This window comes from Paenibacillus sp. JJ-223 (genome assembly GCF_927798175.1).
Classification (GTDB): domain Bacteria; phylum Bacillota; class Bacilli; order Paenibacillales; family Paenibacillaceae; genus Paenibacillus; species Paenibacillus hubeiensis.
In genome coordinates this window covers 91,374-113,944 of the sequence record NZ_CAKMMP010000006.1, presented here as the reverse complement: position 1 = coordinate 113,944, position 22,571 = coordinate 91,374, and the positions used below count along the sequence as shown (strand labels likewise).

Sequence of the window (22,571 nt, the reverse complement as noted above, 5' to 3'; positions counted from 1 at the left end):
CATGATCAAGGCGGCAAAAAGGCCCGGTCAGAAGACCGGGCCACAGGTTTCAAGCACCTCGAAACCATCACACATTATGCTTCTTCTATATCTTTTCCGGAAGCTGCCGATTCTGCATCAGCCTCTTCAGAGGTTGTTTCTTCCTCAACCAAAGCTTGCGGCGGCATGACTGAAGCAATGATGGAATCTGCAGGCGTCACCAGTTTAAGCCCTTTGGCAAGGGTAATGTCGGAAGCAGTCAGACGATCCCCGATTTCCAAGCCGCTAACATCCACTTCAATGGAGGACGGGAGATCGGCAGGCAAACCTTCGACCTCGAGCTGTACCTCCTGGGACTGAAATACGCCGCCCGCTTTGGAACCGGCAGCCGTCCCTTGGAAATCGAGCGGAATGCTGACCGAAACCGGTTTATTCTTCGATATTTGCAAAAAGTCCACATGCAGCAGGCGGCCGTTGCGCTCCTGCTGGTCCTTGATCAGAACAGGCACTTTTTTTCCGCCTCCCAGTTCAAGGTTGAACATTTCGGAACGACCGGTTCGGGCCACTTTGAGCATTTCTTTTTCATCGACATGTATGGCGGTTCCCTCGATTCCCGGTCCATACACTACCGCTGGAATCCGGCCGCCTTGTCTCAACAGGCGCAGCGCGGCGCCTTTTTTTTCGGTTCTGGGTGTAGCCGTCAGTTGAGCCATTTCTCCGTTGGATTTCATGATTGAACATCCTCCTTCATGGTCCATGCGCCAAGGTTTTCGTTTGACACACAGGTCTCTCTTTTGCACGACAATATGATCTTCGGCCATCATTCGGGCCATATCTATACTTACCCCAAAGCCACCGCATCTCAAACGTTAATCCGCTCATTTTTTCACATTAATCCATTTTTGCCAATCGGCTCCGATGTTCACGGCAAAGGCAGCCGGAGATCCTCCGGCTGCCTTTGCTCAAATACATACATGACTCTTTATGAAGCATTATGCACTGCTGAGATCGTTCATTCTCCCTGCATCGCGTATCACCTGCATATGGTCGGAACCACTCTGGACGACGATCAGCACATTCTCGTCCTCGGGCGTAATATCAACGTATCGGTCGCCGCACGTATCCTTGGCCTCCCATTCATTCAGGCGAATGATCAGCCCGAGATGCTGCAGACCGGAGGCCACCCGGAAACGCGCCTCCGCCGCATCGCCGTTCCTTTCCAGGCGCACGGCGCCATCCTGCATGCCCGTGCCCCATACCCATACATCCCATCCGTCATACTGCCGATCCTGACGCTCGTACCGAAGCGTGACCAACCGCGACGTCTGCCTATGAACCGCAATGTCGATCGATCCCCGGACTCCTTCCGTCTCCGCTGTAATCCGGACATGGCCAGGTGCCAAGCCGCGAACGATCCCGGCGGAACTGACCGCGGCCGTTTCCGGATGCGAAGAGTGCCAGCGAACGCGCATTCCCGATAGAGGCTGACCGAACTGATCCAGCACCAATGCCCTCAGCCGGCTAATGCGCGTCGTATACAACACGTTTTCTCCAACAATTTCGAGCCGTTCGGCATATCGCTCTTCGACCAGCAATAGACTGTAAGCAGCGATATCTCCGTATCGGGCCGTAATGACCGCATCTCCGGCTTGGATTGCCTCGATCGTTCCATCCTCTTCGATCCGGAGCACCTCGGGGGCAGAAGACGTCCACGTCGTCTTCGCATTCGGCACTACATTGCCCAAACTGTCAAGCACGACGGCGCGTATCCTTGCCTTCTCGCCAGGGCTATACGCCTGCCGCGGAGCATTGACTTCGATCACGGCGGGTTCGGTAACGCCTGCCTGCTCCATGTCATATAACACCATCAGCGACAAACGCTCAACCAGCACCGTCCCTTGCACGCTGTCAATCGCCTCCGTGCCGGCCCGCCGGTCATTGACGACCACATGCCAAGTCCCTTCAGGCAGGGTTAACGGCTGAGGCTGGGCAGAAGCATTGTAGATGACAACGATTCGGTTCCAGCTATCCTTGTTGGCTCCGTCCTTAAGCATAAAAACAACCATTTGCCCTTCGGCCCGGAGGAATTGCAGGTGCTTCCTGATCTGATCCGCATGAATCATGCGAAAGGCAGGGTGCGTCCGGCGCAGCTGAATCAGCCCGCGATAATAGTCGAATACGGCCCTGAACCTGGATTTATTTTTCCAAACGATCGAATTCACCACATCATCGCTGCGATAGCTGTTCTGGTCGCCAAACTTCGAGCGCAGCATCTCATCTCCGGCATGCAGAAACGGAATCCCCTGCGAGGTCAGCACAATGCCTGAAGACAACAACGAACGCCGAACCATATCACATTCCAGCACATCTTCTTCATCCACCAAACGATACGGGTCTGCTGCCCTTACTGCGGATTCCGCGCTCCCGCCGCCAACCGGCTGTCCCCCTTGCCATTCGGGAAAACCAAGCTGGGGCCTCAAGTTCATCGTCGTGGCGATTTTATCCCATAGATTGAGATTGTCATGGGCCGTAACATAATTGATCGTTTCCGCTGGCGTGATCGTAAAGTCGTCGATGGCTCCCGCAACACCTGCGACGATGTCTTTCTCCTTGCCGACGGCTCCGGTAGCGAATCCTTTGCCTGCACCGTCACTGTCCCCTTTAATGGCTCCACGAAAATGATCGTTGAACACGGCGAAGCCTTGACCGCGTTGGGCGCCTTTGAGCGTTTTTCGATTCAGCGGCGAATCCCCGCCCGTCCATGGCTCGCCATAAATCAGTATCGCCGGATCAATTCTCTCTTTCAATTCTCGCGTCAGTTCGTTCATCGTGTCCGTATCGATCAGCCCCATTAGGTCGAAACGAAATCCGTCTACATGATATTCTTCTGCCCAATGAAGCAGGGAATCCAAAATGTATTTCCGCACCATCGGCCGCTCCGTGGCCAGCTCATTGCCAACCCCTGATCCGTTACTAAGCGTCCCGTTCTCCCAATAACGGTAATAATACCCCGGTACAATCCGGTCGAAAGGTCCTTCATTCACGCTGAACGTGTGATTGTATACCACGTCAAGCACGACGCGAATGCCTTGCCTATGCAGGGATTGGACCATGGTCTTGAATTCGCGGATCCTTGTTGAAGGGTCCCGCGGATCGGTCGAATACGATCCTTCCGGCACATTGTAATGCTGGGGATCGTAACCCCAATTGTAAGGCAGCCTTTCATGGGGACCCGCATCCGCCAGAAGCAGTTCATCCACGGTTTGGTAATCCGCGACAGGCATCAAATGCACATGGGTAATCCCCAATTCGGCGAGGTGGTCCACCCCGATGGCATTTCCGTCCCGATCCGTCAGCCCTGATGCAGCAAAGGCCAGATATTTTCCTTTAAACGGAATATCAGCTTGGGGATCGGAAGAGAAATCGCGAACGTGAAGTTCGTAAACGACGGCATCAATCGGATGCAAAAATGCGGGTCTGGCATCATTCTCCCAATCAGCAGGATTCGTTGCGTCCATATCGATAATGGCCGTGCGCTGCCCATTGGCTGTGACCGCGTGCGCATAAGGGTCCGGCGCAATGGCAATGCGCCCATCCTCGTGAACGAGTCGGTACATATAATAATGGCTGTTCCAATCCCCATCCAAGCGCAGACTCCATATCCCTTCGGCACTTCGAGTCATGGTATGGGAAATTCCGCCCTCGTGTTCGGTTACCCGTCCATCCTCACCATAAGTCCCTTGCTCATCAAAAATCAGCAGCGTAACCTGCCGAGCTGTGGGCGCCCACAGCTTAAACGTGCTTGCAGCACGAGTATAGGTTAAACCAAGATCATTGCCCTCATAACGAAATTCGGTCCATTCCAGCATCGTTCCCACCGCCTTTGTATCCATGAATTTCGGTTTCGTCCCGATGTTACGGACCGGGACGCCATTTGTCAACCTAGGACCATGCATCACATATCGGCTGAATCTCCGCTTGCCATAGCATCATCATTGGTTGAAGAGCAATCGCTTCCAGAATCAGCATATGTAAACAAGCGCCTCAGATTGACAACGTTTGTGACTTTCCTGATAAAAAAAAAGAGAATGAATCTACGAAATGCACGCTCTTCTTTGTATACCCGTTCTGAGCCACGTCCATAAGCAGGAAACCAAAAACAGGCCATGCTTCACGTCTTGATGACATGAAACACGGCCTGTTTACAGTCACTTGTTTACGGGATCATTTCCCGTTCAATTCGGCATAGGAAGCTTCCAGTTCCTGAATCAACTGGTCGCCTCCGGATTTTCTCCAGTTCGCAACCTCCTGCTCCCAGCCGGCGTCGTCGATTTTGCCCATAATATATTTGGTCTGGGCGTCCCAGATCATCTGATCCAGCTCTTGCCCGCGCTCGGTGTAGATATCCGATGACAATGTTAACGCAGGATTCGCAATGGCATATTGCTCGTTTTCGCGCGCCATTTTGGTTCCCTTCATGCCGATGGGCAGATCAACCAGCTCGGCAACGTTATAGCCTTCGATGTTAAGCAGGTTATCGCGGTACGGCTTCACCTCGCGTTGATACCCATCAAAGTCCTTGAATTCGGTTTTGCCGTCCGCCGTTTTCGTATAATGCACTCCCTCAAGCCCGCGCAATTGCAACGTGCTTAACTCTTCGTCCAGAAGCTGGTCAAGGAAGGTGAGCACCTGCTTCAACTGCTCCTCGTCCGGCACGGAAGCTTTTGGAATCACGAGCATGCCATAGTTGCCTGGCTCGCCGGCAATGCGTATGCCGTCCTTGCCCTGGAACGGAACCACGTCAATTTCTCCGTCCGCTACATTGGGGGTCAGACGCTGCTGGAAGGACTTCCCGTTCTGGGCCACGCCGTTCAGCTTCATGCCGACGAGGCCGGAGTCGATCTTTTTGTCCGCATCCGAAGGATCGAGGGCCGGAAAATCGCTGTTGATCAGCCCTTCGCTGAATAAGCGTTTGAACAGCTTCATCGTGTCCACATACTCCGGCGTCAGAAATTCGGGAGTGAGTTTGCCCGCCTCGTCCACGCCCCACTTGTTTACGCCGCCAATGCTTACGGCAATGCGCGTGAGCGGGGAGGACACGCCTTCATTATACTTTTTGTACAACAATGTGCCGTAAGTATCTTCCTTGCCGTTGCCGTCCGGATCGTTTTTGCGCATCGCCAGCATGATGTCGTACCAGTCGTCCAGCGTCTTCGGAACGTCCAGCTTCAGCTTGTCGAACCAATCCTTCCGGTATACGATCGCCGTACGGCCAATGTCCCGGAAATTGGGAATGCCGTAGATTTTGCCGTCAATCTTGATATTGTCGAAGTATGCCTTCGATTGGGCAGACAGGTTTTTGTAATCCTTCAGGTAAGGGCCCAGTTCCCAGAACAATCCAGATCGGGCTGCATTAAACGTGGTTGGCACATAATTCACCCGCATGATGGTGGGCATTTCGCCGGATGCCACCATGACGTTGACTTTGTCGTCAAAAGCCGACTGCGGTATCCACTGTACATTCAGATCGGTACCCGTATATTCCTCGATCTTTTTCTCGATCCCGTTTTCCTTGGCAGGCACGTCGCCCACCTGCATCAACGAAATGTTGATGGGAAACGGGCCTTCCCCCTCGGCAGGCGCCTTTTCGCCTCCGCATCCTGCCAACAATCCGGCGGACAAGGTCAAGACCATCATCCCCGCGCCTAATCGGGACATCCGTACTCGTGGGCTCATGAACCATCTCTCCTTTGGGTTACCATATTATGAATGCGCTATCATAATTGAGTTGAAGAAGGAACCGGCCTTACGCCAGTTCCAACTCTGTCCCTGCCAAAATGAACGGAGCGACCGATTTGGGATCATTGATCCGGATCGATTCGGTCATGTAATACTCGTATGAACCGTCACGATACGGAGTACCCCCAAGCCCAGCACCTCCATTGCACTGGGTCAAGGAGAGCATGCCTTCGCGGTCTGTTTTCAAGAGATGCTGTATCAGGCCTTGGTATCCTTTTTCCGCAACCGGCTTGAATGTATCGCTGAGATAGCCTTTTCGAACGCCTTTTGCCAGCGCGTACACAAACATGGAGCTGCCCGAAGCTTCCAAATAATTGCGTTCACGGCCCGGCTGATCCAGCAGGTGCGGCCACAGGCCGGTCTGCTGGTCCTGCACGTTCACCAACGCATTTGCGATCCGCTCAAAAATGCCTACGATCTGGCCTCGCTGTTCATGATCTACCGGCAGATGATCGAGCGTGTCGACGACCGCCATGACGTACCAGCCCATCGCCCGGCTCCAGACATGCGGAGAACAGCCGGTCTCGCCCGAGCTCCAGCGCTGTTCCCGGCTTTCATCCCATGCATGGTACAGCAACCCGCTGCGCCGATCCCGCGTTTGCCGCTCGACTAACAGCAGCTGCAAGGCCGCTTTGTCGAACCACTGCCCATCCCCTGTTGCCGCGCCGTATCGGGTCATGAAAGGCGTTGCCATGTACAGGCCGTCCAGCCACATCTGGAACGGATAGATTTTTTTGTGCCAGAACCCGCCCTCGCTTGTGCGCGGTTGCCCCTTTAACTGGACCATCAGCAGATCGGCGGCTTTGCGGTATTTGGCTTCCCCCGTTTCTTCCATGAGCAGAAACAACGATTTCCCCTGATTGATCTGGTCCAGATTATATTCCTCCACTTTGTATGTGCGGATCGTTCCGTCTTCCAGAATGAAGTGGTCCATCAACTCGCGGATGTAGTCGAAGTACCGTTGTTCCCCTGTGCGAAAATAAAGCTCTTCCAGCGCTCTCAACACGCATCCGTTCTCGTAGTGCCATTTCGCATACAGCTCATGCTGGCGGTAACTTTCCATAAATTGCTCTGCCATGCGTACCGGCGTGAATTGCAACGTTTCCTTCATGGACATCCTCCGCTTCCGGCTGCTTATTGAGCTTGTTTTTTGTAATCTTCCGCGTATTCCTCACGAATTTTGTCTCCGCCCGCCTTCTTCCAGTTCTCGATCTCCTGGTTCCAGCCGTTCTCGTCGATCTTGCCCATGATGTATTTCGTCTGGGCATCCGCGATCATCTGGTCCAGATCCGCCCCGCGGTCACCATAGGTCGGGGAATAGAGCGTCAGCGCGGGATTCGGCACGGCATGCTCTGCCAGTTCCTTGGCCAGCGTCGTTCCTTTCTCGCCCAGTTCGGTATCTTTCAGCTTGGGCACGTTATAACCCTCGACGTAAGGCAGATTATCGCGATACGGCTTCACCTCGCGTTGGAACGCATCGAAATCGCTCATCTCCACTTCATTTTCGCCAACCTTGACAAAATGTTTGTCCTCAATGCCGCGCATCAGAAGTGTGGCCATTTCAGGCTCCATCAGCTTGTCGAGGAAAGAAAGCAGGCTTCTCAACTCTTCTTCCGAACCCACGGTTGCTTTCGGGAAAGCCAAGATGCCGGAGTTGCCCGTCTGCCCCGCTACGCGATCACCATTCACACCCAAGAGTCCCGCGATGTCCACAACGCCGTCCGGCACGTTTTTGGACAGGCGCTCCTGCTGGCTCTTGCCGTTCTGGGCCACGCCGATGCGCATGCCAACAAGGCCGGAATCATACTTTTTCTCCGCTTCCGTCGAATCGAATACGGCAAAGTCCTGGTTCAGCAATTTTTCGTCGTACAGGCGTTTCAGCAGATCCAGCACCTGCTTGTATTCCGGTGTCATGAACTCGGGAGTGAAGCTGCCGTCATCCTCGACCTTCCACTTGTTCGGCGCGCCGAAGCTGACTCCGAGACGGGTCGTGAAGGAATATTGGTCCTCATTGTACTTCTTGAACAGCATCAGCCCGAACGTATTGTCCTGGCCGTCACCGTCCGGATCGGAAGTAGCCAGCGTTTTGATCGTTTCGTACCATTCGTCCGGCGTGGTCGGCACGCTCAGGTTCAGCTTGTCGAACCAGTCCTTCCGGTAAATGACCGTCGCGCGGGCAATGTCGGAGAATACCGGCACACCGTAAATTTTGCCGTCTACCTTGACGTTTTCGAAGAAGCGCTCGTTCTGGGCGGACAGGTTTTTGTAATCCTTCAGCAGCGGGCCGATTTCCCAAAAGACGTCATTGCGCATCGCATTGGTCACGGTCGGCGTGTACTGGACCTTCACGATTTTGGGCAGGTCGCTGGAGGCGATCATGACGTTGATTTTGTCGTTGTACGCCGATGCGGGAATCCACTGAATGTCCAGCTTGGTGTTTGTGTATTCCTCGATTTTCTGCTGAACCTCGTTGCCTTTGGCCGGCACGTCGCCGACTTGGGCGATGGCGATGGATATGTTCTGAACCCCGCCTTCCGCCGCCTGACCGGAGTCCGACCCGCCGCAGCCTGCCAGCAAACCGGTTACCAATGCCAGCGTGCTCAGTACAGCCACTGCTTTCTTTTTCGTTGCTTTCATAAGAAATGAATACCTCCCCTTTTTAATCGGTCCTGACGTTCGCATGCAAATTAAGGTCAACCTTTTACCGAACCCAGCATCACCCCTTTGGCAAAGTGCTTTTGCAGAAACGGATATACGATCATGATCGGCAACGTGGAAAAGACGATGACGGCCATCCGGATGGTCAGCGGCTGAATTTCCGTCTCTTCGATGCTGGTATCCCCGATCCGGCTCTGGGCCAAAATGACGATTTCGCGCAGCCACACCTGCACAGGCCACTTTTCGCTATCGTTGATGTAGATGATCGCGTTGAAGAAGCTATTCCAGTGGGCAACGGCGTAAAATAGCGAGAAGGTTGCCATCGCTGGCATCGACAAGGGAAGCACGACACGGAACAGCACGCCGACGTCGTTGCAGCCGTCGATCTTGGCCGCATCCTCCAGCTCGTCAGGAATGGCCTGGAAGAAGTTTTTGAGCACGATCAGATTGAATGCGCTGATAGCCGTAGGCAGCATGAGCGACCACAGCGTATCGGTCAGATGCAGCGATTTGACGACGAAATAGGTAGGGATCATGCCGCCGCTGAACAGCATCGTGAACAATACGCCGAGCAGGATCGCCTGGCGTCCGCGCAAATATTTGCGGGATAACGGGTAGGCCATGAGCGACGTGAACAGCAGGTTAATCAGCGTGCCGACCACGGTAATGTAGATGGATACGCCCAAACTGCGAATCAGGGTATCCGTGGAAAAAATGTACCGGTAAGCCGCCAAGGAGAACTCTTTCGGAAAGAGAATGAAACCGCCCTTGGCCACCTCATGCGGGCTCGTAAAGGATACCGCCAGAATGTAGATAAACGGGATGACGGTCACGATACCGATCAACAGCAGAAGGCCATGGTTGACGATATCGAAGATTCGGTTACCCCACGTTTTGTCCTGTTGCATGGTTAAGTTCACTCCTGTCTGGTAAAGAACGTCCAATGCTCTGCATCAGTAGACGCCTTCCTCCCCGAATTTTTTGGCGAGCCTGTTGGCACCGAGCACCAGCGCCAGTCCGACGACCGATTTAAAGAGACCTACCGCGGCGCTATAGCTGTATTGGGCTTGGGTGAGACCTTTCGTATACACGTAGGTATCGAAGACTTCGCCCACGTCCCGGTTGGTTGGCGTCAGCATCAGGAAGATCTGTTCAAAGCCCGTGTCCAGGAAATTGCCCAGACGGAGAATGAGCAAAATGATGATGGTGCTGCGGATGGCCGGCAGCGTAATGTGCCATGTCTGGCGCCAGCGGTTGGCTCCGTCGATGCGGGCAGCTTCATAGAGCTGTGTATCCACGCCGGACAGCGCCGCAAGGAATATGATCGTGCCCCAGCCGACCTCTTTCCATATGGATTGTCCCACGATCATCGAACGGAACCAGCCCGGTTCCAGCAGGAAGGCGATTTTCTGCCCCGTCAGGCTGTAAAGCATCTCGTTGATGGCCCCGCCTTCGGTCGTGAACAACATGTAGAATACGCCGACAACGACAACCCAGGAGACGAAATGCGGCACGTATACCAGCGTCTGCACGAACCGTTTGAAGCGCTCCCGCCTAACTTCATTCAACATGAGCGCAAGCACGATCGGCAGCGGAAAGAAAAAGATCAGGTTATAAATCGCAAGCAAAAACGTATTGCGGAAAAGCATCCAGAATTGAGGTTCCCCGAAAAAACGCTGGAAGTGCTTGAACCCGACCCAGTCGCTGCCGAAGATGCCTTTGTATGGCGTATAATCCTGAAACGCCATCGTGATGCCATACATGGGTATGTATTTGAAAATAATGAAGTAAAGCACGCCGGGCAGCAGCATGATGTACAGCCACCGGTTTTTGATGATTTCCCTCCACAACAAGGTTTTGTCACTGCGGGCAGCGGGCTTTGTCCGGGCCGCCGTTTCGGCTTTCATAGTGTCTTCCTCCCCACTTTGGAAACGATTACATTTATCACTTCCTGAAATTCATGTTCTCATTGTCGGGGATAAACGGGTAACTGGCTATCATCTTGTTTTAGCTTCTTGTTTTTCCTTATGCAGCAAGGGTTTGCATCGTTTTCGGCAATGACGTTTCCAAGCGGGATGGACCGTTTTTAACCTGCATCCTCCGACCTTAACCGGCCGGGAATCATGCTGGGGAGCGGCTTGCTGCATGCTGTTATGGGGACGGAATCACCGAAAAAAGCCTGCCCGCCATGGCAGGCGTAGCAGGCTTTATATTCGTTGCAAGGACAATCCCATTCAGGAGACAACCAGACAGGACTCCGGCAATTTCCGCGAAATCCCCAGCCGGCTTCCCGACGCAGGGTCATCTCTGCTGCTCGCGGTATTTCCCCGGCGTGGTTCCCGTAATTTTGCGGAACGTGCGGATAAACGCCGTCGGATTCGTATAATTCAACTTTTCCGCGATTTCCGAAATTTTCAGGTTGGTCGTCTGCAGCCACGTTTTGGCTTTTTCCATGCGGTATTCGGCAAGGTATTCGGTAAAATTCACGCCAGCTTCCTTCTTGAACACACGGCTCAAATATACCGGATGAAAATTCAGCTCCTCGGCGCATACCTCAAGCGACAACTCACGATCGTACCGTTCCTCGATCAACCGGATCATGCGATGGGCAATGTTCATGTATTGCGATTCTTCCCGTTCATGGCAAAAGCGGATCACAGGCTCGAACAGACGGCGGCGGAACCAACCCGTCATTTCGTCCAGCGTGGATAACTTCAATAACCGTGACATCGATGCTTTCTCGCCGAGCACCTCGGCCACGTCTCCTCCCTGCTCCTGAACGAGCTGATACACCCTGGACAGCAGCTGCACCATAATGACGGGATATTCGCTGAAATGCAGCTTTTTGTCTGCGAGCAAAGCCAAATATTGCGCAAAGTATTCATCGGTCTTGTCCTGATCCCCTTGCTTCAATGCGGAAGCCAACTGATCTTCGATCATGCGCAGCTGGGTATAGAGCGCCGCTTCGGTCCGACCTCGCGGCTGAATATCCTCATAATGCAAAATAATGCGGCTGCCCAGGCTTACCCTTCCGCGCAGGGCCTCTCGACTCTCATGGTAAGCCTGCGGCGTATCCCCGATCGCGGTATAGGCACGGCTGATGCCGATGCTCACCGGCAATTGCAGATAGGTCACGACCCGCTCCCTTATGCCCTCTGCCTGCTGATGCATCCATGCTTTCAGCTGAGCCTCGTCCTCCAGCTTGGAGGCCAACACCGTCACCTGCGCATCATCGATCATGATCGGCGTAAATCGCATCTCGGGAGGCAGCAGCTCCTCAACCATGTTGGTCACGGCAAACAACAGCAAATCCCGATCCTGCTCTTCATACCTGGTCCCTTCCATCGTATCGATCTGCAGCGTCAACACGCCCAGCCTGGACCAATCTGTGGGAAAATCATACCGTTGCCCCTGATATCTGAAATCCTCCTCGGATATTTTGCCGGTTAACAGCTTCGTCATAAAAAATTCCTGCAAATGCACGTGCTGCCCCTTCATTTGCTCTCGCAACGTTTTCTCCGAGCTGAACAGGGTTTGCAGCTGTTCCTCAATGTACCCGAATTCATCCTGCCTGCGATTCGCCTGCGCCGAAGGGGAATCCAGGCCTTTGGTAAATTGCAGCAGCCTTGAAATGGGCGAGTACATCCGCCGACTGCCATACACGGCAACCAGGCCGGTAACACACAACATGACCAAGGTCGCCACGCCCGTAACGATCGCGATTTTTCGCGATTGGGCGGTAATTTGGTCGAGGGATACCACCGATACGTACAACCAGCCGTTTAACGGTGATTGTCTGTAACTGACAGCCATCGGCTTGCCTCCCACCTCTGCATTGAAAAAGCCCTCGGTCTCGCCGGCCAACCGAATCTTTTGATCGATTTCACGGTTCAGGAGCTCATATTTCTCTCCTTGCTCCACATCGTCCAGAAAGAAATGGCGCTCCTTGTCCAGCACGTACATATCGCCGGAGTTGGGATTGCGGCTCAAGAACGCACCCAGTTCCGCATCGGCGATGTCGATGACCAAGAACCCCTTGGGCTTGACATTGCCCGGCACCATCGGAATTTTGAATACCATGCTAACCACGTTATCCGAAGAAATCAGGCTTGGCGGGGAGACGTCTTGCCCGGTTTCGTTCATTCCTGCGGATACCGGCACGCTCTCCTTGGCCGAATGCACATTCCGCGTGACCCAAAAAAGACTGTTCGTATATGTCAAATAAGAATCGACGCGGTCGCGTATGCTGAAATCGTCCACTTTGCCAAAAGAACGCATGGAGACAACCCAGTCTTGTTCCAGATTGACCAAATAAGCCTGATCAATGCTTGTAACCGCTTGCAGGTTGTTGAACCCGGATGTGAGATCCCTGATTTCCTCAAATTCGCTGCTGTCGAGCGGCTGTTTCATCGCTTGAAGCACCAGCGGAGAATTCACGTATTGGATGGAGGACAACTGAAGGCTACTCAACACCTGCTCCATTCTCATCTGGGTCTGGTGCAAAATTTGCAGATTGCTCTCACGCACTTTCTGTTCAATGTCTTGGGAAGCAATGGAATAGGACACCGAACCGATCACGATCACCGGAAGAGCCCCAAGAATCATCGTAAAGCACAGCAATCGCAGCAAATATTTGGGCAAGTAGAGCAACCTCCTTTGTATAATATCGCTTTCATTGGATTAATTTACTATTGTTATTTTAAAACCCATCGTTATTCAAGTCCACTATTTCTTATTCATTGTTGACTTCAGAGCATTTTCCAGTTTATAGTGTAAGCATATCCTCAATCGTAAGGAGAGATTTTGATGTCGGTGAGCGTTCTTAACTAATTAGCTTCATATTCAGGATTATGGCCTTGCACCTGTGCATATGCCCAAATGGCGTATGTTTGTTTCTTGCTGCGCCAGAACCCTGTACTTAGTTAAGAACAGCGGATATCAACCATCATCTTCGGGATTGTTATGGGACCGGATCCAATGCCGCGCTGTTGTTCAGTGCGGTTTTTTTGTGTCAGAAAGGTGTGCAGCTTCCGTGCAGCTTCTTTCTGGCCGTTCAAGAAAAACTCCGCGAAACGCGGCCTCTCTTTTGTGTATGCATCTTCAGCATGCTTCACAATTGACGTTTTTCTTGTTTGGGTCCGGTTGCCCTTCTTTCCCGTACAGTATGCGGGCGGAGAATGACGTATGTTCATTCTTCGCCCTTTTTTGCGTTTCCGGGCCAAACCTTGCACCGTGATGCGAAAACGAGTGAGGATACCAAATCTATACTGAGGAGAGATTCCCTTATGAAAGAACAAACGCTGCAGCGTCTTGATTATCATCGAATTCAACAGCTCGTTTCCAGCTGTGCCCTGTCCTATCTCGGCAGAAAGCACGCCCAGGACATGAAACCGATCGCCGATGCCCGCATGATCCAAATACGACTTGGGGAGGCAGACGAAGCCGTTGCCTTGATCCGTTACGGAGCAAGTGTGCCCATCCCTTCACTCGATGGCATGGAGACCATCATGAATTTGCTTGGTACCGGATATTTGTTCAACGAACAGGATTTCGGTCATCTGGCCCAGTTTCTGCGAAGCTGCGCCCAACTGATGAAATACATGGAGGGCAAAGCGGGGGTTGCGCCTACGGTCAGCCGTTATGCGGCCTCCATGATGCAAATGGAGCAGCTGCTGGGCGAGATTGAACGCTCCATCCACGCCGGGCGCATCCAGGACCATGCCAGCAAGGAACTGGCCCGCATCCGCAAAAAAATGGCTGTCAGCAGCGAACGCATGAAACGAAAGCTGGACGCGCTGGTAAGCAAACACCGCTCGATCATGCAGGAGCATGTCATCAGCCAACGGAACGGCAGGGCAGTGCTGCCGATCAAAAAGGAGTTCCGCAAACAGGTGAAGGGCAGCGTGCTGGATGAGTCCGGCAGCGGCCAAACCGTTTACATCGAACCTGCCGAGCTGGTCGGACTGCAAATGGAGCTGTCTTCGCTTCAGACGGAAGAATCGCGGGAAGAGATGAAAATATTGGGAGACCTGACCGCGCTGGCCGAATCCTACAGCCACGAGATCAAGCTTAACGTGGATACGGTAGGCATACTGGATTTTCTGTTTGCCAAAGCCAAATTTGCCGCAAGCGTGGACGGCGTAGTCGTGCGAGTCAATACTGAGGGGCGCACCCGTTTGCTGCAGGCAAGACATCCGTTAATGGGCACATCCATGGTTCCGCTGGATTTCTCCATCGGGGACAGTTACTCGTCGCTGATCATCACCGGTCCGAACACGGGCGGCAAAACGGTCGCGCTCAAAACGCTCGGCTTGCTTACGCTCATGATGCAGTCGGGTCTGCTCGTCCCTGTTGCGGAAGGCAGCGAGATGGCCGTCTTTGAAGAGATGGCGGTAGATATTGGAGACGGACAAAGCATGGAACAGGCGCTCAGCACCTTCTCCGCCCACATTCGGAACATGATCGGCATTCTGGAGCAAGCCGGCCCATCCACGCTGGTATTGATCGACGAGATGGCTTCCGGTACGGATCCCGGCGAAGGCGTCGGGTTGTCCATTGCCATGCTTGAAGAGCTTCACCGCCGGGGAGCCACCGTTGTGGCAACGACCCACTTCGGCGAGATCAAACATTTCGCTGCGGCGACGCCTGGATTCGAAAATGCGCGCATGGAATTCGATACCGTCTCCCTTCAGCCCCTTTACCGGCTGCGGATCGGAGAAGCGGGCGAAAGTTACGCCTACGCCATCGCGCAAAAGCTTGGCATGCCGGAACGCATCATCGAACGTTCCAAAGCGGTTTCTTCTCATGGAATAACGGAGAAAAAGGAACGACGAGATGTATCTGAACAAGAAATGGATTCCATTCGCCCCCGTTCAGGAAGCCAACCAGGCGATCAGCGTTCCGTTCAGGAAGCACAACGTTTTTCTCAGCAGGGCTTGGGGCATCCGGACCCTCACGCCTCCGGGCAGACGTCCGCCTTCGCTCCAATCCCGGCGCGGTCTCAGACTGGAGCAGGGCCGCAGCATGCCAAGCGACCTTCGAAATGGGATGCCGCCGTTCCCGAGCGGACCAATGCACAGCCAGCCTCGGACTCGGATGAATCTGAATCCACTCACCGGACCAAAGCATTCAGAAAAGGCGACCGTGTATTCGCGGCCTATTTGAACGAGACGGGCACAGTGTACGAAACGGAGGACAAACGCGGAAACATCGGTGTGTTGATGCGCGGAAACAAAATCAAAATCCACAAAAAACGGCTGACGCTGCACATCGCTGCGGAAGAGCTCTATCCCGATCTGGATCACTACGATCTCGACATCGTGCTGGATACCAAAGAGAACCGAAAAAAACGTAAACAGATGGCGAGAAAACACGTGGATGGATTGATCATCGAAACGCCTCCTGAACATTGAAGCCGAAGCTGTTATACTGGGGAAAGGAACGCTATTAGAAAGAGGGGCTGCCCATGAGTTTGGAATCGGGCTCCGTGCACGACAACCTGCGCATAGCCAATGCTTTGACCTGCCCGTTGTGCGGCGAAGCCAACGGATGCACGTACGCGGCAGGCCGGCCTCATGAGGAATGCTGGTGCAAGGCCGCCGAATTTCCGGAAGGCATTCTGGATCGCATTCCGCCCGCGCAGCGCAGGAAGTCCTGCATCTGTCAGCGGTGCGTCGAAGATTATACCAAGCGTGCCAACGCATGAACGAAGCATATGCCCTTAGTCTGAATGTTTACTCGACAAGGGGAATCTCTCGCCAAGAGTGGTCTCGAAGAATTCAAGCATGACAAAAGGAGCGAATCGCCCCGATCATCCGGGGTGGTTCGCTCCTTTTGGTTTGAAATGAACTGCTCCAAGCAGTCCTCTCTTGATTGAACGTTACATTTCAGAGTGGTACTTCACGGCCTGTTGCAGCACCGGATGGGATTCGTCCAGGGATGTCACCTGGCTCAGCGCAGCAGCAACGCCTTTTTGGCGAATCAGGCCTTGAAGTTCGACGGCTTCCGGGTCCTCAGCCACGTCAAATTTGCAGGCCGCTGCCATACCCATGGCCAAATGCACGGTCTCCATTCCGTATTCGTAAGCCTGGGTAGCCGGGCGTACGAGCCGATCGTTCGGGGACAATTTGCGCAGCGGAGATCTTCCTACGCGCGAGACTTCGTCCGTAAGGTACGGATTGCGGAAACGATCCAATATTTTCGAAATATATTTCCCGTGTTCCTCGGCATCGAACCCAAACCGTTTCACAAGCACATTTCCCGTCTCCTGCAAAGCACCATGCACGATGGACCGGACCTTCTCGTCGGCAATGGCTTGCTGAATGGTGTCGTAACCGTAGACGTTGCCGATATAAGCCGCAACACAATGTCCCGTGTTTACGGTGAACAGCTTGCGCTCGATGTACGGTTCCAGATCCTCCACATACATGACACCTTCAATCGGGTTGAGGGCAGGAGACATCTGTGAACGATTCACGACCCATTCATAGAAAGGCTCTACCTGAACATGCAGCGGATCCTCATGATGCTGAATCGGAACGATCCGGTCCACAGCGGAATCCGGGAAGTAAACATATTGGTCTGCCAAGCGTCGGGTGGACTCCTCCAGCAGCGAATAGACATGGTCTTTCAGCTGCGTGCTGGCACCGATCGCATTCTCGCAAGCGATGATGTGCAGCGGTTCGATCGCTCCGCCTTTGCCCAGCCGCTTTTCGAGTCCTTTGGCAATACCCGGTGCAATATGTTTCAAAATGTTAACGCCAACGGCAGTGGTGACAAGGTCCGCTTCCGCCACCGTTTCCGCAACGGTGTCCAGGTTGGTCCCGTCGATAGCATCAACATGGGTGACCGTTTCCGTGTCTTTGGATTCGTTCGCCAATTCCACCGTGTACTGTTTGCGCTGCTGCAGCGTGGACACAAGCCCTTGGTTCACGTCCGAAAAAACGACCTCATAGCCTGCACGGGAAAGGATCAGCCCGATAAAGCCCCGTCCAATGTTGCCTGCACCAAAATGTAATGCCTTCATAGTTCCATTTCGCTTTCAAGAAGAGTGATGATTTCTTCGGCCGTTTTGGCATGGCGCAGAATCTCCATATTTTCTTCTTCTGCACAAATGACCGCGATGCTGGTCAGTATTTCCATGTGGTCTCCGCCTTGCGCGGCGATGCCGATGACCATGTATGCTTTCTCGTCGCCAAAGTCAACACCTTGCGGGAATTGAATAACCGAGATGCCGGTGGACAAAATAAATCCTTTCGATTCCTTCGTGCCATGCGGAATGGCAAGCCCGTTACCGACGTACGTCGATACGATCTCTTCTCGCTCCAGCATTTTGTCGATGTACTCCGCCGTAATGTGGCCAGCATTTTTCAGCACTTGCCCGGCCATGCGAATCGCTTCATATTTATCTTGCGCCGTCGCGTTCAGGACGACTTTGTCTGTCGTTAAAATACTCATGGTTGTTGCCCTCCAATTTCGGTTTTGCTGCGATAAAATCCGACCAGTTCACGGGAAAGATAATGAATGAGATCATCCCTGTTCCCTTTTTCCAACAATTCGATCATTTCTTCCTGCAGAAGCAGGGCGCTGATTTCGCTAAGCACCTCCAGGCTTTCCTTCGACAGCTCCCAAGGGCCCAGCATCAGCAAGACGTGGCTGACGCCTTCCGGGTCGTCTTCGGACATCAGCAGCGGCTGCGTCAGTTGAAACAAGCTGATCGTTGCCCTGTAGATGCCTTCGCTGCGCGTGTGAAACAAGGCAAGCGAAGTGCCCGGAATTTTCTGGCTGCCTGCTTTTTCACGGGCCTCCAGCAATTTGGTTACTTTGTGCGGAGCTTGAAGCACGCCGCGCTCATGCTGTATTTTGCACATGGCATAGACTGTTTCATCCAATTCCAGGCCCTTATTGTCCAACGGAAATACCTGGAACTCGCCGATGATTCGCACGATCTCTACCAGCATGGCCTCAAGTCCTGACCACTGCGTTTCGCGAACGACAGGGGAATGCCCGCTTGAAGGCGGGCTGTGTTCCCGCTGCAGCGTCGTCGTTTTGATAAAATGCCGAAGCTGTTCGCTTTCCTCGCCGGTCAACAGCGGACTGACTTTGTAGTATTGGTGCTTTTCCATCGGCAAATCCACGGTCGACAATACGAGATCGTACTGCTCCTTAGGAATTCGGGCCGCTTCGTACCAAGACACGCTGTCCACAATGCGAATTTCGGGAATTTCCTTGGCGAGCCTGCTTGAGAGCATGCGCGACGATCCGATGCCGCTGGTGCACACAATGACGGCTCTGACCTCGCGCTTCAGCGTCCGCAACCGTTCAATGGAAGCTCCAAAATGCATGACCAAAAAACCGATTTCCTCATCAGGTACTTCAATGCCATGCCAAGCTTGATTCACCGCTCGTTTAACGTCCGCGAACAAGGCTTCGTAATCCTGACGGATTTGCTGCAATAAAGGGTTGCGGATCAGCTGCCGCCCTTCGATTCGTTCCAGAACAGGCTCCATATGGGCAATCAAACCTTCGCGCAGCAGCCGGTCTTCATGAAAATCGTAATGCGTGATCTTCTCCATGCTGTCGATCAGCGAAACGACCCGGTCAAGCACAAGCAGATCATCCACCGGCAGCAGCCGGGTGGTATGCATCAATTGCCTGGCTTCGATCAGCAGGCCGTGAACGTATTTCCGCTCCGCCAAATCGAGTTCGATGCCCAGTTCACTGGCAAGAATGGTGCAGAGACGCAAAGCCATGTATTCCGGAACACTGTCTTCAGGGATCTGTACGTGCGGCATATCGTTCTCGATCGCACGGCCTTTGTTGACACGGGCCGCCATCACCGACAATTGCAGCAGCAATCTCATGTACTGGCGCTCAGGCATGTTCTCCAGCCATTCGATATCGGGCTGCCATAAGGCGTTTTCTACTTTCAATACATGATCATGCCCGATGATTTCGAGCAGCTTGCTGTTTGCCTTGGAGTTGGTGTGCTCCGATCGGGCGCCGAACAGATCCGATTCGTCCAAATGCTCCATGGCAAGTTCCACCATTGCTCGACGGATATAAGATTCGCTCCCGGTAATTTCCACGCCGTATCCACGTCTTCTCACCAGAACGAGTCCCTGCTCCTCGATCCATGATTGCAATTCATCGAGATCGTGGCTGACCGTTACGACGGTGACTTTCAAATCGGATGCGATCGCGAGCAGCTTAATGGGCTCTTGATTATCGTCCAGAAGCAGGCTGAGCGCGTAAATTTTGCGCTCTTCGGGCGTCCATTCCATCGGCTCGACTTGAAACAGCTGTTGTCTTAGCCGTGAAAGACAGGAGGGATCTGCATCTAAATAGATGCCGATCCCGGATTTTTTTTTGATTTCGACCCCGTAAGAGACCAGTTTTTCTTCCAATGCGCTAAGTTCCCTCAATATCGTTCTGGTGCTCACATTGATCCGGGCCGCGATGTCCCCGGCGGTCACTTCTTTGGTCTGCTGCAGGAGAAATTCCAAAATCTCGCGTTGCCGCTTCGAAATATTCATTGTTGTGGTTCCGTTCAGGAATTGGATTTGAGGCGTTCAACCAGTGCCTCGTATTCCGGGCTCTTCAGGAAGTTTTCAATGGAGATGTGCTCCGCGTTCGGCGCGACCGTTTTGGCCCGGTCGGTCAGCGTTTTTTGCGTAATGACGATATCCGCATCCTGCGGAATTTCGCTGATCGCCGTATTGGTGACGTTCACGTCCACACCGGCCTGCTTCATTTTCTTCCGCAAAATCGAAGCACCCATCGCGCTTGATCCCATTCCCGCGTCGCACGAGAACACGATTTTGTTGACATCTTTCTTCACTGCGGAAGCCCCGATGTCTGCCGCACGGTCTGCTTCACGGTTGTCGTTGGCTACGGTTTCGTTCGCCGTCTTGCCTTGATTTTTCATTTCTTTCATCCGGTTGGATGCAGCTTCCAAATCCTCGTCTTTTTGTTTGCCCGTTTTGAGCAGAACGGCAGCAACCAGGAAGGAAACGACCGCTGCAATGATTACGCCTGCCAACATCGGAACGTACCCGCCCTTAGGTGTCAACAAGAAATAGGCGATGATACTTCCTGGAGATGGAGCGGATACGAGTCCCGCACCCGTCAACATGAACGTCAGCGTTCCAGCGACGCCACCCGCAATAGTGGCCAGGATTAGGATCGGTCTCATCAGGATGTAAGGGAAATAAATTTCGTGAATCCCGCCAAAGAAATGGATGATGGCAGCACCTGGAGCCGAAGATTTCGCAGAACCACGGCCAAAGAAGCAATATGCCAGCAAGATACCAAGTCCGGGACCCGGATTTGATTCCAGCATAAACAGTATGGATTGACCGAGATCTCTAGCCTGATCCGTTCCCAAAGGCGTCAAAATCCCGTGGTTAATGGCATTGTTCAGGAAGAGCACTTTTCCCGGCTCGATGATCAGGTTGACGAGTGGCAGCAAGCCCAGATCCATCAATCCTTGAACACCCGCTGACAAAACTTTGCTCAACGCTTCGATCAGAGGACCGATCCCTTTCAGGGCGATCAAGGCCAGAATTCCGCCAATAATACCGGCAGAGAAGTTGTTGACCAACATTTCAAAACCGGATTTGATCTTGCCTTCAACGGCTTTGTCAAACTGTTTGATGATCCAAGCCGCAAGCGGACCTGCGATCATTGCGCCAAGAAACATCGGAATGTCGCTGCCCACGATGACGCCTATGGTCATAATCGAACCGACGACGCCCCCGCGCGTGCCATGCACCATCGTGCCGCCCGTATAACCGATCAGCAATGGCAGCAAATATTTGATCATCGGATCAACGAGCTGCGCAAAATCGGCGTTAGGGAACCAACCCTTCGGTATGAATAAAGCCGTGATCAAGCCCCATGCGATAAATGCACCCATGTTCGGCATAACCATGCCGCTCAGGAAACGTCCGAACTTTTGCACGCCTACCCGCAGTCCTTCGGCTTTCCCGGACTTTGCGTCCACTGAACTCATATTGATAACCTCCTCAACATGTTAAACCTTGACTCGACTGAACATATCAACACGCAGTTCAGATGAATAAAGGTACAAATCCTGTATTCGTGATTTTCAAGTTCATACTAAATGAAAACGGTATCCCTTACAACGAAATGAAAATCAACTCCCGTCATGAACGTTGATGACAAGATTTAAATTGGATCTGTTTTGCGTTGTCGCAAGTTCAACAGCAACGTACCAATTCTTCTATGTATCATGCCCAATCATAGCCCTGGCTTATTAAAACAAGAATGCATAATATAAAAAAACAGTGTTTTTTAAGAGGCACAAGAGATACACCCTTTCAAACTTTCCCCTTAAACAACGCAAAAAAGCCAAGCGGCAGCTTGGCCGCATCGGCTTTTCAAACCCATGAAATATACACTTATATTTTCAGTAATAATACGTAAATTAGTGCAAACGATTATTCTTCGGTATGCTTCCGGTAGGCATCCGCGTCCAGCAGCCCTGACAGCGCCGCGCTCAAATCGCCGTCCACGCGGATTTCAACCATCCAGCCTTCTTCATAAGGAGAAGTGTTGACCAGCTCCGGCGCCTCTTGCAGCGCCTCGTTTACGGCCACAACGATTCCTCCCACGGGCGCAAACAGATCCGAAACCGTCTTTACGGATTCGATCGTTCCAATGCCTGCCTCCGCTTGCACATTCGAGTCAAGGTCAGGCAGTTCAACAAACACAATGTCACCCAGCTGATGCTGCGCGAATTCGGTTATGCCTATACGCACAGTATTTTCACCGACGGTTTGCACCCATTCGTGTTCTTCACTGTACAGGAAATCGTTTCTCAATTCGCTCATTTGGTTATCCGCCTCGCTTTTTCATTAGTGGAGTGCATGCGTTCCTTGACCTTCCCTTTTTCCCAAAACATAGCGTATGACATGTCGGCCATAAATGTCAATATACCTAACAATATATTCTTTTCACCCTCCAAAAAGTGACATCCTTTTTATAGGCATTCAATCATATACTGGATATGGAATCGCTACCTTGTCGGAAACACGAACATTAAAAGGTCAAAAGAAATAAATATTCGCTTTTATTCTCTATTCTTATGATATAGTTCTTGACACAAATAGCTT

Annotated in this window: 15 protein-coding genes; 2 read left to right on the top strand and 13 right to left on the bottom strand. The window is 52.7% G+C overall.

All coding sequences use genetic code 11. The features are described from left to right. Positions 1–74 precede the first annotated feature (74 nt). From L6H98_RS12650 to L6H98_RS12615, 8 genes are all read right to left on the bottom strand, one after another. Complete coding sequence (locus L6H98_RS12650; RefSeq protein WP_236415532.1) at positions 75–710, bottom strand: 50S ribosomal protein L25; 636 nt, start codon at positions 708–710, stop codon at positions 75–77. Positions 711–971: 261 nt separating this feature from the next. Next, the gene (gene pulA / locus L6H98_RS12645; RefSeq protein WP_236415530.1) at positions 972–3,872 is read right to left on the bottom strand and encodes a type I pullulanase; all 2,901 of its coding nucleotides are present in this window, start codon (positions 3,870–3,872) and stop codon (positions 972–974) included. 331 nt (positions 3,873–4,203) lie between these two features. After that, positions 4,204–5,715 carry an extracellular solute-binding protein gene (locus L6H98_RS12640; RefSeq protein WP_236415529.1) on the bottom strand — a complete coding sequence of 504 codons (1,512 nt, stop codon included), beginning with the start codon at positions 5,713–5,715 and terminating at the stop codon, positions 4,204–4,206. Positions 5,716–5,785: 70 nt separating this feature from the next. Further along, positions 5,786–6,889 carry a glycoside hydrolase family 88 protein gene (locus L6H98_RS12635; protein ID WP_236415527.1) on the bottom strand — a complete coding sequence of 368 codons (1,104 nt, stop codon included), beginning with the start codon at positions 6,887–6,889 and terminating at the stop codon, positions 5,786–5,788. Positions 6,890–6,912: 23 nt separating this feature from the next. Continuing rightward, on the bottom strand, positions 6,913–8,415 hold the full coding sequence (locus tag L6H98_RS12630) for an extracellular solute-binding protein (RefSeq protein WP_236415525.1): 1,503 nt from the start codon (positions 8,413–8,415) through the stop codon (positions 6,913–6,915). Positions 8,416–8,471: 56 nt separating this feature from the next. Next, positions 8,472–9,344, bottom strand: a complete 873-nt coding sequence (locus L6H98_RS12625) for a carbohydrate ABC transporter permease (protein WP_236415524.1) — start codon at positions 9,342–9,344, stop codon at positions 8,472–8,474. Positions 9,345–9,389: 45 nt separating this feature from the next. Beyond that, a complete protein-coding gene (locus tag L6H98_RS12620; RefSeq protein WP_236415522.1) occupies positions 9,390–10,343 on the bottom strand; it encodes an ABC transporter permease subunit in 954 nt (317 codons plus the stop codon). 394 nt (positions 10,344–10,737) lie between these two features. Next, positions 10,738–13,077, bottom strand: coding sequence for a helix-turn-helix domain-containing protein (locus L6H98_RS12615; RefSeq protein WP_236415520.1), 2,340 nt, complete (start codon positions 13,075–13,077; stop codon positions 10,738–10,740). A 644-nt stretch (positions 13,078–13,721) separates the two neighbouring features. On the opposite strand from L6H98_RS12615, the gene L6H98_RS12610 reads away from it, so the two are divergent. Both L6H98_RS12610 and L6H98_RS12605 read left to right on the top strand, forming a co-directional pair. Next, a complete protein-coding gene (locus L6H98_RS12610; RefSeq protein WP_236415519.1) occupies positions 13,722–15,848 on the top strand; it encodes a DNA mismatch repair protein MutS in 2,127 nt (708 codons plus the stop codon). A gap of 53 nt (positions 15,849–15,901) precedes the next feature. Beyond that, entirely contained in the window at positions 15,902–16,141 is a 240-nt protein-coding gene (locus tag L6H98_RS12605; protein ID WP_236415517.1) for a cysteine-rich CWC family protein, read from the top strand. 174 nt (positions 16,142–16,315) lie between these two features. Here L6H98_RS12605 and L6H98_RS12600 read toward each other — a convergent pair whose 3' ends face one another. The 5 genes from L6H98_RS12600 to gcvH all read right to left on the bottom strand — a co-directional run bounded on the left by L6H98_RS12600 (position 16,316) and on the right by gcvH (position 22,289). Then, entirely contained in the window at positions 16,316–17,461 is a 1,146-nt protein-coding gene (locus tag L6H98_RS12600; protein ID WP_236415515.1) for a mannitol-1-phosphate 5-dehydrogenase, read from the bottom strand. Then, the gene (locus tag L6H98_RS12595; RefSeq protein WP_236415513.1) at positions 17,458–17,892 is read right to left on the bottom strand and encodes a PTS sugar transporter subunit IIA; all 435 of its coding nucleotides are present in this window, start codon (positions 17,890–17,892) and stop codon (positions 17,458–17,460) included. The genes L6H98_RS12600 and L6H98_RS12595 overlap by 4 nt, the downstream gene beginning before the upstream one ends. Further along, positions 17,889–19,970 carry a BglG family transcription antiterminator gene (locus L6H98_RS12590; protein ID WP_236415511.1) on the bottom strand — a complete coding sequence of 694 codons (2,082 nt, stop codon included), beginning with the start codon at positions 19,968–19,970 and terminating at the stop codon, positions 17,889–17,891. The genes L6H98_RS12595 and L6H98_RS12590 overlap by 4 nt, the downstream gene beginning before the upstream one ends. Positions 19,971–19,984: 14 nt before the next feature. Continuing rightward, positions 19,985–21,448, bottom strand: coding sequence for a PTS mannitol transporter subunit IICBA (locus tag L6H98_RS12585; RefSeq protein ID WP_236415509.1), 1,464 nt, complete (start codon positions 21,446–21,448; stop codon positions 19,985–19,987). 448 nt (positions 21,449–21,896) lie between these two features. Continuing rightward, positions 21,897–22,289, bottom strand: a complete 393-nt coding sequence (gene gcvH, locus L6H98_RS12580; protein ID WP_236415507.1) for a glycine cleavage system protein GcvH — start codon at positions 22,287–22,289, stop codon at positions 21,897–21,899. Positions 22,290–22,571 lie beyond the last annotated feature (282 nt).

Excerpts from the sequence above, each read along its gene's own strand:
- pulA (WP_236415530.1), bottom strand. The coding sequence starts at position 3,872 with ATGGATACAAAGGCGGTGGGAACGATGCTGGAATGGACCGAATTTCGT.
- L6H98_RS12635 (WP_236415527.1), bottom strand. The coding sequence starts at position 6,889 with ATGAAGGAAACGTTGCAATTCACGCCGGTACGCATGGCAGAGCAATTT.
- L6H98_RS12590 (WP_236415511.1), bottom strand. The coding sequence starts at position 19,970 with ATGAATATTTCGAAGCGGCAACGCGAGATTTTGGAATTTCTCCTGCAG.
- L6H98_RS12600 (WP_236415515.1), bottom strand. The coding sequence starts at position 17,461 with ATGAAGGCATTACATTTTGGTGCAGGCAACATTGGACGGGGCTTTATC.
- gcvH (WP_236415507.1), bottom strand. The coding sequence starts at position 22,289 with ATGAGCGAATTGAGAAACGATTTCCTGTACAGTGAAGAACACGAATGG.
- L6H98_RS12630 (WP_236415525.1), bottom strand. The coding sequence starts at position 8,415 with ATGAAAGCAACGAAAAAGAAAGCAGTGGCTGTACTGAGCACGCTGGCA.
- L6H98_RS12595 (WP_236415513.1), bottom strand. The coding sequence starts at position 17,892 with ATGAGTATTTTAACGACAGACAAAGTCGTCCTGAACGCGACGGCGCAA.
- L6H98_RS12620 (WP_236415522.1), bottom strand. The coding sequence starts at position 10,343 with ATGAAAGCCGAAACGGCGGCCCGGACAAAGCCCGCTGCCCGCAGTGAC.
- L6H98_RS12605 (WP_236415517.1), top strand. The coding sequence starts at position 15,902 with ATGAGTTTGGAATCGGGCTCCGTGCACGACAACCTGCGCATAGCCAAT.
- L6H98_RS12625 (WP_236415524.1), bottom strand. The coding sequence starts at position 9,344 with ATGCAACAGGACAAAACGTGGGGTAACCGAATCTTCGATATCGTCAAC.
- L6H98_RS12585 (WP_236415509.1), bottom strand. The coding sequence starts at position 21,448 with ATGAGTTCAGTGGACGCAAAGTCCGGGAAAGCCGAAGGACTGCGGGTA.
- L6H98_RS12610 (WP_236415519.1), top strand. The coding sequence starts at position 13,722 with ATGAAAGAACAAACGCTGCAGCGTCTTGATTATCATCGAATTCAACAG.
- L6H98_RS12640 (WP_236415529.1), bottom strand. The coding sequence starts at position 5,715 with ATGAGCCCACGAGTACGGATGTCCCGATTAGGCGCGGGGATGATGGTC.
- L6H98_RS12650 (WP_236415532.1), bottom strand. The coding sequence starts at position 710 with ATGAAATCCAACGGAGAAATGGCTCAACTGACGGCTACACCCAGAACC.